We start from the raw sequence: 13239 nt of genomic DNA on the forward strand, positions 1-13239 counted from the left end.
GACGGCTACTCCGAGAAAGTAGTCAGTAGTATTGACTCTGTTTTCGTAGTCATCTTGTTTGACTCCGAAAAAGTAGTCAAATAGAATGACTACGAAACTACCGTCAAGGGAGGGTGCATGTTTACAGCGATCGTTCGCAGCCCCGCCGACTTCGGCATGGCATTGCAGCAGGCACGCCTGGCCGCAGGGATGACGCAGCGCGATCTCGCCGAGATAATGGGCGTCTCGCAGAAGTACGTCTGGGAGATGGAGTCGGGAAAAGGGGTCGCGGCCGTAGAGCGACTACTAGGTGCGTTCAAGGCGACCGGCGTAAAGCTGATCGCTGAGGTGCCTGAGGGGGACCTCGTTGGCTAGGCGCGCACGACCGAGAACGACCGAGACCGAACTCACAGTTCAGTTGCAGGGTCAAATCCTCGGCCATCTTCGCGGAGCGGGCGATGACTTCGACTTCGAGCCAACGCGCGACGCGATTCAGACTTGGGGGCTCGGGAGCCGGATGCTCTCGGCGGCGATCCCGCTTGTTCCGCGGACGACGCGCGGCCGCGAAGTGCGGAGCAACTTCTTCGCGGAACTGCTGCCCGAAGGCGATGCCCGGAAGCGGCTTGCGGATGAGGCCGGACTGCGTCGCAACGACGTGATGGGCATGCTCGCTGCGTACGGTCGCGACGTCGCGGGCGCCATCCAGATCTGGGATGCCTCCATTCCGGGTGAGCCGCGGACCCCGGAGGTCGAGCCCTTAAATGACAAAGGTGTTCGGGCAATGCTCGAGAACGTGGGGTCCGCGCCGCTTGGAAACAAGCCGCAGCGAGGCAAGACGTCACTCAACGGCGTGCAGCCGAAGATCGTGCTCGTGCGCACGGAAAATGGCTGGGCGCGGGCGATCGACGGTTATCCGTCGACGCATATTCTGAAGCCGCGGGTCCCGGGATATCAGTCGATGATCTTCGACGAGGAGTACGGCTCCCGGTTCGCGCGCGCGCTCAATCTGGCTTCCTTCTCGACCGAGCTGCTGACCTTCGACGGGACACCGGCCCTTGTTATCGAGCGGTACGACCGTGACCCAAAAGCTCTCGACGGTCGCATCCACCAGGAAGACTTCAACCAGGCGCTAGGGCTTTCCGGCGATCAGAAGTACGAGATGTTTGGCGGCAAGGGTGTCCGCGACATCGCTGAGGTGATCGAGGCGGATGACGCCGAGCAAGTCCTGAAGATGATCACGCTGTCGGTCGCGATCGGGAACCTTGACCTCCACATGAAGAACTTCTCGCTCTTGCACCTGCCCGGCGACTCCGTGCGCGTCGCACCTATGTACGACGTCGTGCCGCAGCACTTCTACGATAACGACGGCGAAATGGCGCTACGGATCGGTGGCGAGTTCGAGCATCGCCTGCTCGCCCGCGAGCATCTTGAAATGGCAGGTGTCGAGATCGGCATCCGGAACCCCGAACAGATCGTGACGACCACGCTCGAAATCGTCCGCGAGGTCGCCACGTCGGAGCGGCCACACCCGGCCGCGCACCCCGGACTTCAGTTCGCGGTCGGGGAGATGGCCACCAGGCTCCTGGCAGGCAAGACGGTCTCGGGAGAGGCCCCAGGTGCAGCGGCGAGCTCGGCGGGCGGCTCAAGCGGAGGTGGTGGGTGGCGATGGGACAATCCGCGGCATCACACGGACGCATCGCAGAGGGCCGAGTGAGTAGCCTCACGATAGATAGCGTCCTGCGGGCATCGACATAGCCAGCAGTGATGTTGGAGCATACGGACGCGATCCGATCGTTCGCGACGGCGTTGCTCAGGAACGTCGGACGGGCCTCACCGCGGCGGTGATTACGCGCGGCAAGTGCGCTTAGCTCGCTACCATTCGAGACAATGTCAGTCTGACAGCGGTCTGCAGCGAATCCGCGGCGGCGTGGGGGTTCCCTTGGACGACACGGGCCGAGGGATGACGGAAAAGGCGCTATGGGGGCAGCAAACTCGGAACTGACCCTGTTTGCTTTGGAAAACCCGGGAGCGATGGAATGCACTGGCAGGACGATGCCGCTCTTGTCGCGGACAGATTTTGGCTCCCGCATGGTGACTCAGCGCCGCTCACCGCGGAAGGCTGGCTCCGAGATCCAGCAAGCTCCTCGTGGGTTCGGCCGGCTACCACGACCCTGACCACCGCTGCGCTGAGCTCAATTCGTTGCGTGGTCCTCCTAGGCAGCCCCGGAATTGGCAAGTCCACCGCGCTAGGAAACAGCGTGGTGACGGTGTCCGACCAGGACAATGTCGTCGCAATCAGATTCGATCTAGGTGGTTACACGACCGATGCCTTCCTCTATCAGCAAGTCTTCCAGGACCCCCGAGTGCTCGAATGGCAGCACGGAGCGACAACGCTCGTACTCTCTCTGGACGGCTTCGACGAGGGGGCCCTGCGGATTCCGACGCTTGGACGGTTGCTCGCCGAGTGGCTTGGCTCGGTCGACCGCGAACGGTTGTACTTGCGGATTGCGTGTCGAACCGCTGATTGGCCGACCTCCTTGGGATCTCGTCTCGCACAATTGTTTTCTGAGCCCACGACTGTGGAGCTCTTGCCGTTCAGACAGAGCGATGTCGCCCGCATACTTGAAGCCGAATCGCTAGACGCTGTCTCTTTCCTGCGTGACGTGAAGCGGCATGGACTATCCGCCCTGGCTGCGAGACCGTTGACCCTGCGACTGCTGATTGCTTCATTCCGATCAGAGGGTGCCATTTCAGGAGGGGGCGCGCAGGTGTACGCGCGCGGGTGTGCGGCCCTTGCACGCGAGTCCAACCAGGCGCGTCGTGATTCGGATCCGCAAATGGCATCGGAGACGCTGTTGCTAGAGTCCGCGGAGCAACTGGCCGCGTGCACCGTATTCGCCGGCAGCACAGCATTCTGGATCGGAGACCCTGCATCGACGCCCGCAGGTGACCTCACTCTCGACGACTGCTTCCGAACGAACGATGACCGAGGCAGACGAGCAGGAGCACTCGTGCTGCACTCAGCCCTCTTTTCCGGCGCAGGCGAGAGTCGACTGAGGTGGTCCCATGCGACGTTTGTCGATTACCTCGCAGCCCGCTGGGTTGTCCGGATGAATCTGACGGACCACGACGTCCAAGCCTTGTGTCTGACAACTGGCTCGAGGATCTTCGGGCCGGTCAGGCAGCTCGCGGCGTGGCTAGTGAGTATCGATCCGACCAGATTCGAATGGTTAATCGACGGGGATCCGGCGTCGTTCCTGACGAACGTCGATATTCCGAGTGAAGCACTCCGAGCCAGACTCGTCGAGCACATGCTGAGAGATCTTGGGGCTGGGCGAACCTACGAGGATTGGACCTGGGCACTCAGTGGCCTCGCGCATTCTCAACTCGCTGAGCAGTTGCTCCCGATTGCGCAGTCCAGCCAGTGGGATCTCGTCGACTTTGCCATTCGCCTTGCGCGAGCGTGCGGGGTTGTTGAGCTGGGCGACGCGCTCGTAGCTCTGGTCGCGAACCCAGGCGCGCCGCGCTCGATCCGAACATCGGCGGCGATGGCAATGCGGGACATCGGTATCCCGGCGAGTGCACTGACATTAGTACCGATACTCAGCGACGGAACGCTAGACACGCTTGAGGACGGTGCCGAGCTTTGGGCAGCCGTAGCTCGCATGCTCTGGCCGACTGTACTCAGCACTTCGGAGGTACTGTGCCTTCGAGCTCCTCGACCTCGAGAAAACCTGCTTGGCGTCTATTCGATCTTCATGCATGAGCTCGCAGCAGCGTTGACATCGAGTGACATTACTGCAGCACTCGACTGGGCCATGGTGCATGCCTCGATCGACATCAACACGCACGAGCGCGTTCTAGACACCGCCATAGTCACGCTCTGTATTAGTCATCTCGAACACCCGCAGGTTCGTAGCGAGCTAAGTCGGCGTGCAGGAGAAAGATCTCGTATGTTTGAGTCGATCTTCGGCGACGATGTCGCGATCGAGGAACTCGCCGTTGACGTTAGGCGAGAGCTGGTGCACGTTGTTGCCGCGGACGCCGATGAGGACCTCGCGTATGCCTTGATCACGCAGCGCCAAGGCGGAAAAGGGGCGCTGTTAGGGCGGGACGATTTCGGCTGGATCCTGCGACAACTGGACGGCGGGCCGGAGGCCAGCCTTGCCGCCCTCGGCGCTGCTGCCAGGTATCTGTTTGACGAATCTAACTTCGAACAGGTCGATCAGGTCCTGCAGCTCAACCCCGGCGGGTACGGATACTCGTTGTTCGCGGATCGTCTTGGCGCCTGGGAGCTCCAGTCTGCACGCGCCGTCTCCGCCCGGGAGGCTTGGAAAGAGGCAAAAGCCAGGCGGACCGCGCATGAGAAGAAGTTCAACCAGGCCCGCGGTGCGTGGGTGGACGGGCAGATCCACGAGGCGCTCGATGCATACGGCGCTGGTGATCTCTCCGCATACTGGCAGGCATCTCGCCTACTCACTGTGCGTCCCGGCACCGACCACTATTTTGACGAACTTCAACCGGACTTGACCATGCACCCTCGTTGGCAGGCGTTGTCCGAGCCGTCGAAGGAGAAGTTCTTCCAACAATCGCTGGACTTCCTGGTCCGGGGGCATTGTGACCGCGACAGCTGGTTCGGCAAACTGCATCGTCATTATCCATCAGAGGCCGCGTACCGAGCGCTAACGCTGCTGCTCCGCCTAGCGCCGGATGAAATCCAAACCTTGCCCGATCGCGTGTGGAGCGAATGGGCACCCATCATCATCAATTGGCCTGTCGCGACGAATGCGGCAGACACCGCGGACAAGGCTGCGCTGATCTCCTCAGCCGCGGTATCGGCGCGTACGGAATTGGAGAACTGTTTTCTCACGCTCGTCGACGCGTCAATCGCACGCGGAGACCACCATCACTTCCTTCGCACAGAATTGATGGCGCTCGAGAGCCGCCGTATGTCCAAAGAACTATTCTCAAGGATCGACCAGTTCGAGGCCATGTCTGTAGCGCACGACGTCCTCGACTACCTCCTTGGGGCGGCGCCCGAACTCGCTCAACTCGCCCTAGAGCGGTGGGTCCAGGAGGCGGCGGTTTTGGAGCGGCCAGCACGTGCCGCTGATGCGGCGCTTCGGCTACTTCAGGAGTTCGGTCCGGCCGCATGGCCGCAACTCGCTGAACTGATGAAGACCGACACCGAACTTATGCGCGCCGCGTTCTCTGCCCCACGACTCGCCTATGACCTTCGCGTTCCTGCGCTGACCGAGGCGCAGCTTGCCGAGCTCTGGCTATGGCTCGAGAACGAGTTTCCGTCGTCTGCGGACCCTCAGTTCGACGATGCCCATTTCGTAGGGCCGCGCGAGACGGTCGGCCGATTCCGGGATAACGTTCTTGAGCGACTCCGCACCACCCCCACAGATGCCGCCGGCGATGCCATCCGCTCGCTGATGACACGCCACCCCGAACGACTTATCCTCCGTCGCGCTCTCATCGACGTCGAGCGCGCAGCCGCAGACGCCGTCTGGCGTCCGATTGAATGCGAAGCAGTACTTGCACTCGCGCTCGACGATCGGCGCACGTTCGTGCGGAACGAACGCGACTTGTGGCTACAGACTCAGGCTGCGCTGGCCGGCATCGCGAGCCGCCTGCAGGCGGACACGCCTATCGCTCACCTTCTGTGGGACACACACTCGCGTCGACCGAAGACGGAAGATGAGATCTCCGATTTTCTTCTCCACGAACTCCGTGAGCGATTGGCCGCTGCGGGAGTCACGGTAAATCGCGAGGTTCCGACCCGTAGAAGTTCTCCCAGTGGTCTCGCCATGCGTCCCGACCTTCGAATCGAAGCGCTGGCCGTTTCCGCACCCGAAGGAACGATGCCGATGGTGCTGCCAGTGGAGGTTAAGGGGTCTTGGCACGCAGACGTGCTAACCGCGGCGAATAACCAACTAGCTAGCGGATATATGGCGGATCTGGGTGCAAAGTACGGTGTGTTCATCGCCGTCTGGTTCGACGTTGACTCGTGGGATCCAGATGATAGCCGTCGGCGTAACGGTCAACGTTTTTCGACGCCGACTGCGCTGCACGAGGCTGTCGAGAAAGCGATGGAAGTGAACAGAGGAGCTGACGGAGTCGCTGTCAGGGTGCTCGACGCATCGATTCGGTGGCCAACTCGGTGACGCTGGCTTCGCTGCTCACATGTACTCACGCGGTGAGGGAGAAGGGAAGAAAAGGGATGGATGCGATGGGTGCTGCCCGCTTCCCCCCCCCGACCACGATTAGTGCGCCAAGAGCATAACGTCGAGGATGGCCTCGACGCCGTCGCACAGGCGCCACGTCGGAGTGGGCTACCTCACTCAGCGGTAACGCTGCAGTAACGGAATACCTGCACCCAGGTGTTCGCTGGTGCGTGCAGATGTGAACAGATTCCGGTCAAGTACGCGGATCGGACCGCACGCTTACATCCGTGCGGATGCCAGAGATGGGTTCAAATCCCACCGTCACCGCCATGGAAGCCCCCTCCTCGTGAGGGGGTTTTTCCGTTTGTGGGGTGGGATGGTCGACTCGTCTTCCGCAGTCATAGGCTCGTAGACGGTTCCCCAGTGATCGCCGTCGGGGCCACCTCGCACCGGCAACTGGCGGTTGCTGGTCTCGGTACGATCGGTGCGGTGCTTCTGCACCGAACCATGAATCACCGGAAGCAGTGAATGAAGTTCATCGAAGTCCCCATGCTCCCGATCGTGATCCCGTTCGGAGTCGTGATCTTCCTCGTGCTCATCTGGGTCCTCCGCTCCCGCGGGCGCGTCACGCTTGCCCGAGCGAGCGTCGCCGCGGTCCTCGCGGTCTACGCGGGCGGTGTGCTCGCCAACACGGTCTTCCCGATCTTCCTCCGCGTCGGGACAGGGTTCTATGACGGGCCGCGGCCGTTTCCGCTCTACCTCGTGCCGTTCGTCGACTACGGGTTGGAAGACGCTCTCATCAACGTCGCGGTGTTCGTCCCGCTCGGCATGCTCGTCCCCCTGCTCACCGCGCGTCCGAGCTGGTGGAAGGTACTGGCGATCGTCGCCGGTGCGAGCCTCGCCATCGAGCTGACGCAGATGGCCGCCTCGCGGCTCGCCTTCAGCGGACACCTCGCGGACATCAACGACTGGCTGACGAACATCCTGGGCGGGATCATCGGGTACGGCCTGTTCGTCCTCATGACGCGCTCCAAGACGATCGCCGGATTCGTCCAACGGTTCCGGTGGCCGGTGCGCGAGCGGCCCCTCAGCCTGACGCCCGAGATCGCGGCGGACTCGACCTCGGTCTCCGCCTGATCGGAGCCGGCGTCCCCGGCTCCGGCGCCACCGCAGCGAGGCCCGCCGTGCCCCGGCACCGGATGGTCGTCAGCGCCGAAGCGTGAGCGACTGCTGCACGGTCCCGATGGGGCCGTGCTCATCGTGCAGCGCCGTGTGCGTGAGGCCGTGGCCGCGCGGTCCGAAGCTGACGGTGGTGTCGAATCCGATCCAGTCGGTCTGCGGCGCTCGGAACAGATGAGCGGTGAGGTCGACGTTCGGGAAGGCCATCACGGTCGGAGCGATCAGTGGGGTGATGCCGTTCGCGATGTCGACCAGGCCCAGCATCCTCGCCGTGCCGCTGACCTCGGCGTCGGCGATCAATGGCACCGTCGGTCGCATCCAGAACCGCGCCCGGCCCGGCTGCTCCTCGTCGCGGAGCACGTCGATGGTCGTGACGTACTCTCCCGGCCAGATGTCGGAGGCCTTCCACGGCGCCATGTCGGCGGGGGAGGGCATCGGGGTCAGGGCGGATTCCGCGACATCCGCGGTGTCGGACTCCGCCAGGAACCAACCGCGGGCGATGACGGCGGCGCGGCCGTCCTGGCTGAGCACGGCCTCGGCGAGCTCGATCGTCCGACCGTGGCGGACGACGCGCGAGCCGGTCTCCATCGAGTCGATGGCGAGCGTGCCCAGGATGTCGAAGGACACGCGTGCGAGCACGAAAGGGTATTCCTGTCGCGAGCGGTGATCGGTCTCGAGGATGTGCGTCAGGAGTCCGAGGGCTGGAGCGATGTGCTGTTCCTCGGTGTTCCACGCGCCCTGTGCGGCGGACGTGGCGACGAATATCGTCGAGTCTCTCGTGGTGAAGTATGCACGGGTCGGAGCCTGAGGTGAGGCGGGGGAGGTCATGGGTGCAGCAGCCTCTCGATGACGAGGAACAGACCGATGGCGATCATGGCGATGCCGGAGACCCGACTCACGATACGGGCAGCGGTCGGCCGCGCGTGGAGGAGACGGTGGGCCCCGTACCCGACAACGAGGTACATTGCGGCGCAGCTCGTCACATGGACGAGCCCGAGCACGATGATCTGGACCGCGGGCGGCCAGGGGGCATCGGCGTCGGTGAACAAGGGGAGCACGGCCAGGAAGAGGAGGAACACCTTGGGGTTCAGCCCGCTCACTCCGAAGCCCTTGAGCCACCATCGCCACGCGGACCCGGTCGCCGCGTCGTCACTCGCCTTCACGACCGAGGGGTGCCGCAGCGTGCCGATGCCGAGCCAGACGAGGTAGAGCGAGCCGGCGATCGTGAGCACGGTCAGTGCGCCGGGGATACTGATGACGAGAGTGCCGACACCCGCGGCGACGATCAGGGTGGCGAGGACGTGGCCGGTCAGCAGGCCGAAGACGGCCGGGAGCACGCGGCGGTTCAGGCCGGCGGTGATCGCGTAGGCCCAGTCGGCGCCGGGGGTGATGACGAAGAGCGCTGACACTCCCCAGAAGGCCAGCACTGCGGCGATGCTCATCCGGCGTGTCCGTGGCGTGCTTCCATCACGCAAGGCTATTCGCAGATTACGCAAAGGTGCTTCCAAGATTGTCGCGCTCGGGGGTCCGCGGTGGAAGAATCTTGGGATGGATGACATCGATAGAAAGATTCTTTCCGAACTGCAGCGTGACGGTCGCCAGACTCTCACCGAGCTCGCCGACCGAGTGCAGCTGACGCTGTCGCCATGCCACCGCCGTCTCCGTGAGCTGGAACGCGATCAGGTGATCACCGGGTACCGCGCCATGGTCGATCCGTCTGCCGTCGGTTTCGGATTCCACTCGCTCCTTTTCGTCACCATGCGGGAGTCGACTCGCGACGTGATCGCGGCGTTCGAGGAGGCTGTCGCGTCCGTTCCCTTCGTCTACGACGCGGACAGGCTCTTCGGCGAACCCGACTACCTGCTGAAGGTCGTCGCACGCGACCTCGACCACTTCCAACAGATCTACGACGAGCAGCTGAGCGCCCTGCCGGGGGTTCAGAAGCTGATCACGACGCTCGTGATGCGCTCCGTCGTCGAGGATCGGGCATTGCCGCTCGACACCTGAGTGCAGCTGACAGGTGCCCCTCGCACCGTCACCGCCATGGACGCCCCGTCGTCATGAGGGGGTTCTCCGCGTCCGGTGGGCTTGGTGCATCGGTGTGCACTCCCTTCTGGCCGTGAGCGCAGGTGAAATGCCTTCGCGAGCTCGAGGCGAGTGCCGCCGTGGGCCCTGATCAGGCGTCCTGACGGCTCGACGTGGGTCGCAGTTCGGCCTCACAGCACCTCGAGCGTGTAAGCGAGGATGACCGCGTGAACGCGATCTCGGAGGTAGAGCTTGGCGAAGACGCGGTTGACGTGGGTCTTCACCGTCGCCGGAGTGAGGTGCAGGCGCTCACTGATCTCCGGATTGGAGAGACCGGTGGCGATCGCGAGGAAGATGTCGTATTCGCGAGGAGTGAGACGGTCGAGCGGTGAGGGCGGGCTGCCGGTGACCGGAGCCGGGTCGCGCTTCACGTAGTGGTCGATGAGTTGTGTCGTGATGCGCGGTTCGACGACGCTGTCGCCGGCGGCGACAGTTCGGACGGCCGCAGTGAGTGTTTCCGGCGTGGCGCTCTTGAGGAGGAACGCACTCGCGCCTGCATGAAGCCCACCGAAGGCGTACTCGTCTATGTCGAAAGTGGTGAAGACGATGACCTTGGTCCGGGGGTCTTCGGTCGTGATCCGTCGGGTGGCTTCGATGCCGCCGATGCCGGGCATGCGCACGTCCATGAGGACGACGTCGGGGAGCAGCTCCAGCGCTGTGGCGACCGCCTCCTCGCCGCTGCCGACTTCTGCGATGACGTCGATGTCGTCGGCACTGTCGAGCACGAGGGCGTTGCCCATGCGCACGAGGGGCTGGTCGTCGACGACCAGGACGCGGATCGGTGGCGGAGTCATGAGGGATCGGCTCGGCTTTCGTCGTCGATGGACAGGGTCGCGGTCGTGCGCCACCCGCCGGTGGGGAGTCGTCCGCTGGTGCTGCTGCCCGAATACGCCGCAGCACGTTCCGCGACGCCGCGGAGCCCCCTGCCGCTGCCCTGGCTCGGTGCCCCGGCTGCCGGCGCGTGTCCGTCGTCGGTGATGGTGAGCCTGACCTGGGCCCCATCGGATTCGAGTCGCACCTCGACGCGGGTGGCGCCTTCGGCATAGCGCAGCGCGTTCGTCAGGCCCTCTTGGACTATTCGGTAGACGGTGGTCGCCAGGGTGGGGTCGTGCGGTATCGCGCTTCCGACGCGGACCAGGTGCACGGGGAGCCCCGCAGCGCGGAACACGTCGATGAGCTCATCCAGGTCGGGGACGTTGTGGCCCGACTGATGCAGGGCCTCCGCGAGGTCGGCGTCGTCGTCGCGGAGCAGGTGAAGGATGCGGCGCATGTCGCTGAGTGCGGTTCTCCCGACGCCGCTCAAGTTCCGCAGGGCGGTCGCGGAACGGTCGGGATGCTTCTGCCACCCGGTCGATGCGCCGTCCGCGAGGGCGATCATGACCGAGATCGAATGCGCGACGACGTCGTGCATCTCGGCGGTGATCCGGTTCCGTTCGCTGACCCGCGCGTTCTCCAGTCGCTGTTCGACGAGCGCCGCGAGTGATTCCTGGCGTTGCCTGCTGTTCTTCACAGCCAGCCCCAGGGACAGTGCGATGAGTGCGAGCGGGTCGAGGAACAGCGGTGAGAACGTCTGCCCGTTGATCAGGAAGAGCGCGAAGGCGCTCAGCGCAGGGAGGCAGACGCCGATCGCGTATCCGACTGCTGCGCGCGGAAAGGGGCGAGTGGCCGCGACGGTGTAGAGCGCGAACGCGAACGGGAAGCTCAGCGCCCCGACGCCGGGGAGGATCCACACGGCGACGGCGCCGACGGACACCGTCGCGGACAGCGCGAGGAGGGGGGCTCGGCGACGCCAGAACAGCGGTGCGGATGAGGCGACGGCGATCAGGACACCGGGCCAGAGAGGACTCTGCCCGGCCAGGACGAACGAGAGAACCTGCATGCCGACGGCGGCGATCACCAGCAGCAGGTCGAGGATGAACGGGTGTGACGTGAACCAGCGCATCTTCTCGAGCATCCGTCCTGCGAGCTGTTCCTTCTGCGGGATCGGGGCGACAGCCCGGAGTCCGGACTGTCGCCCGCATGGTGTCATGCGTCTCGGCGTCTGAGCACGATCGCGGCTGCGGTGAACAGGACGACCGTCCAGGCCAAGAGTACGAGATAGCCGCCCCAGGGCCCCATCGGGTCGGTTCCGAGGGGCGCCAGCAGGAGCGACCCCGCTTGGATCGGGAAGAAGCGGGTGATGTCGGTGCCGTACTCGGAGAACATCTGCGGGATCACGGGCACGATGATCAAGAACACGATGGTCGTCAAGACGGCCGCGACCACGTTCCTGATGAGCGAGCCGACGGCGATCCCGATGATGCTCAGTGTGGCCAGGTAGAGCCCCGACCCGAGGATGAGACGGACCGCATCAGCGGTCTCCAGCGGATAGCTGTAGCCGCCGCCGGCGAGGATGGTCGGCGCGATCGCGAATCCGATGCTCGAGCTGACCACGCCGATCACGAAAGACACGGCGGCGATGATCGTGGCCTTGGACACCAGCGCCGGAACCCGCTGGGGGACCGACAGCAGCGTCGTCTTGATCTGACCCGAGCGGTACTCATTGGTCACCATCAGCGCGGCGAGGACAGCGAGGACGACGCCGACGTATCCGGTCTTGTCGACGATCATCTCCGCGTAGGCCTCGTAGTCGGCCTTGGGCGAACCGCGGTCACGGAACACATAGGCCAACGGCATCGCGATCCCGTTCGCGATGAGCAGCAGCAGGGTGAACCCGGCCAGGGCGAAGTTCGAGGTGAGGCCCCGGAACTTGATCCATTCCGAACGGATCGCGCCGAGGAGGTCGGTATTTCTTCCGGTCGCCTTCACCGGCTCGGTGAGAGTGGTCATCATGGTCCTTTCTGCGGTGCTGATCTCAGAGCCCGGTCGAGGCATACTCGACGGCGTCTCGGGTCAGGGCGTTGTAGGCGTCTTCGAGGGTCTGGCGTACAGGAGTCAGCTCCGTCAGGAGGATGCCGGCTTCGTGCGCGGCCCGAGCGATCTCCTCCGCGGTGAGCCCGTCGATCTCCAAGAGCTCCATCTCCGAAGAGGTGACCGTGACGCCGGCGTTCGCGATCCGGTTGCTCAACGCGGCGGTGTCCGTGGTGCGCACCCGCACTCTGGTCTGCCCGCCCGCCGTGAGGGCATCGATCGGTGAGTCCGCGATGATCTCGCCGCGTCCGATGATGATGACGTGGTCCGCGATCAGTGCGAGCTCGCTGAGCAGGTGCGACGAGAGGAACACGGTGCGCCCCTCAGCGGCGAGATCACCGAGCAGGGTGCGCACCCAGGTGACGCCTTCGGGGTCGAGACCGTTCACGGGTTCGTCGAGGATCAACGTCGACGGGTCGCCCAGCAGCGCGGCGGCGATGCCGAGCCGCTGGCCCATGCCCAGCGAGAACCCGCCCACCTTCTTCTTCGCCACCGAGGTCAGTCCGGTCGCGTCGAGCACCTCATCGACCCTGGCCGTCGGGATGTGGTGGGTGGCCGCGATGGAGGCCAGGTAGTTCACGGCCGTGCGGGACTTGTGGGCCGATCTCGCGTCGAGCAGCGCGCCGACCTGCTGCAATGGTGCTCGGTAGGAGGCGTACTGCTTCCCGTCGATCAGTGCCTGCCCCGAAGACGGGCGGTCGAGTCCGACGATCGAGCGCATCGTGGTCGACTTGCCCGCCCCGTTCGGCCCGAGGAAGCCCGTGACCGCACCCGGCTGAACCGTGAACGACACGTCTCGCACGGCATAGCGATCGCCGTACCGTTTGCTGAGATTCTGAACCTCGATCGTCATTGCGTCTCCTTCGATCTCGCGCCTGTCGCTGACCTTCTTCCACGCTAGAAATCCGCGCTCTCC

At 64.3% G+C, this 13239-nt stretch carries 11 protein-coding genes; 5 read left to right on the plus strand and 6 right to left on the minus strand.

Going from position 1 to position 13239, the window contains the following annotated elements:
- Window positions 1-117: 117 nt before the first annotated feature.
- The 4 genes from CQ045_RS12095 to CQ045_RS12110 all read left to right on the plus strand — a co-directional run bounded on the left by CQ045_RS12095 (window position 118) and on the right by CQ045_RS12110 (window position 7286).
- Window positions 118-354: a helix-turn-helix domain-containing protein gene (locus tag CQ045_RS12095; RefSeq protein ID WP_105724009.1), complete on the plus strand. Its 237-nt coding sequence runs from the start codon at window positions 118-120 to the stop codon at window positions 352-354.
- 43 nt (window positions 355-397) lie between these two features.
- The gene (locus tag CQ045_RS12100; protein WP_258131050.1) at window positions 398-1693 is read left to right on the plus strand and encodes a HipA domain-containing protein; all 1296 of its coding nucleotides are present in this window, start codon (window positions 398-400) and stop codon (window positions 1691-1693) included.
- Between the two features lie 544 nt (window positions 1694-2237).
- Complete coding sequence (locus CQ045_RS18655) at window positions 2238-6149, plus strand: hypothetical protein (RefSeq protein ID WP_146115236.1); 3912 nt, start codon at window positions 2238-2240, stop codon at window positions 6147-6149.
- A gap of 528 nt (window positions 6150-6677) precedes the next feature.
- Window positions 6678-7286, plus strand: coding sequence for a VanZ family protein (locus CQ045_RS12110; RefSeq protein WP_105724015.1), 609 nt, complete (start codon window positions 6678-6680; stop codon window positions 7284-7286).
- Between the two features lie 69 nt (window positions 7287-7355).
- Here the strand turns inward: CQ045_RS12110 and CQ045_RS12115 are convergent, their stop codons facing one another.
- Together CQ045_RS12115 and CQ045_RS12120 are read right to left on the minus strand one after the other, a co-directional pair.
- Complete coding sequence (locus CQ045_RS12115; protein WP_105724017.1) at window positions 7356-8156, minus strand: thioesterase family protein; 801 nt, start codon at window positions 8154-8156, stop codon at window positions 7356-7358.
- A complete protein-coding gene (locus CQ045_RS12120) occupies window positions 8153-8770 on the minus strand; it encodes a LysE family translocator (RefSeq protein WP_105724019.1) in 618 nt (205 codons plus the stop codon). The genes CQ045_RS12115 and CQ045_RS12120 overlap by 4 nt, the downstream gene beginning before the upstream one ends.
- A gap of 106 nt (window positions 8771-8876) precedes the next feature.
- Here CQ045_RS12120 and CQ045_RS12125 point away from each other — a divergent pair, with 106 nt between their 5' ends.
- Entirely contained in the window at window positions 8877-9335 is a 459-nt protein-coding gene (locus CQ045_RS12125) for an Lrp/AsnC family transcriptional regulator (protein WP_105724021.1), read from the plus strand.
- Between the two features lie 209 nt (window positions 9336-9544).
- Here CQ045_RS12125 and CQ045_RS12130 read toward each other — a convergent pair whose 3' ends face one another.
- The 4 genes from CQ045_RS12130 to CQ045_RS12145 all read right to left on the minus strand — a co-directional run bounded on the left by CQ045_RS12130 (window position 9545) and on the right by CQ045_RS12145 (window position 13176).
- Window positions 9545-10207 (minus strand): response regulator transcription factor, encoded by a 663-nt coding sequence (locus CQ045_RS12130; protein WP_105724023.1) that lies wholly within the window; start codon window positions 10205-10207, stop codon window positions 9545-9547.
- A complete protein-coding gene (locus CQ045_RS12135) occupies window positions 10204-11367 on the minus strand; it encodes a sensor histidine kinase (protein ID WP_181156548.1) in 1164 nt (387 codons plus the stop codon). Before CQ045_RS12135 ends, CQ045_RS12130 begins: the two co-directional genes overlap by 4 nt.
- A gap of 71 nt (window positions 11368-11438) precedes the next feature.
- A complete protein-coding gene (locus CQ045_RS12140) occupies window positions 11439-12242 on the minus strand; it encodes an ABC transporter permease (RefSeq protein ID WP_181156549.1) in 804 nt (267 codons plus the stop codon).
- 25 nt (window positions 12243-12267) lie between these two features.
- Window positions 12268-13176 (minus strand): ABC transporter ATP-binding protein, encoded by a 909-nt coding sequence (locus tag CQ045_RS12145; RefSeq protein WP_105724029.1) that lies wholly within the window; start codon window positions 13174-13176, stop codon window positions 12268-12270.
- Between the last annotated feature and the right edge of the window lie 63 nt (window positions 13177-13239).

This window comes from Microbacterium sp. MYb66 (assembly GCF_002979435.1).
Lineage (GTDB): Bacteria > Actinomycetota > Actinomycetes > Actinomycetales > Microbacteriaceae > Microbacterium.

Excerpts from the sequence above, each read along its gene's own strand:
- CQ045_RS12095 (WP_105724009.1), top strand. The coding sequence starts at position 118 with ATGTTTACAGCGATCGTTCGCAGCCCCGCCGACTTCGGCATGGCATTG.
- CQ045_RS12110 (WP_105724015.1), top strand. The coding sequence starts at position 6,678 with ATGAAGTTCATCGAAGTCCCCATGCTCCCGATCGTGATCCCGTTCGGA.
- CQ045_RS12115 (WP_105724017.1), bottom strand. The coding sequence starts at position 8,156 with ATGACCTCCCCCGCCTCACCTCAGGCTCCGACCCGTGCATACTTCACC.
- CQ045_RS12120 (WP_105724019.1), bottom strand. The coding sequence starts at position 8,770 with ATGAGCATCGCCGCAGTGCTGGCCTTCTGGGGAGTGTCAGCGCTCTTC.
- CQ045_RS12125 (WP_105724021.1), top strand. The coding sequence starts at position 8,877 with ATGGATGACATCGATAGAAAGATTCTTTCCGAACTGCAGCGTGACGGT.
- CQ045_RS12130 (WP_105724023.1), bottom strand. The coding sequence starts at position 10,207 with ATGACTCCGCCACCGATCCGCGTCCTGGTCGTCGACGACCAGCCCCTC.
- CQ045_RS12135 (WP_181156548.1), bottom strand. The coding sequence starts at position 11,367 with ATGCTCGAGAAGATGCGCTGGTTCACGTCACACCCGTTCATCCTCGAC.
- CQ045_RS12140 (WP_181156549.1), bottom strand. The coding sequence starts at position 12,242 with ATGACCACTCTCACCGAGCCGGTGAAGGCGACCGGAAGAAATACCGAC.
- CQ045_RS12145 (WP_105724029.1), bottom strand. The coding sequence starts at position 13,176 with ATGACGATCGAGGTTCAGAATCTCAGCAAACGGTACGGCGATCGCTAT.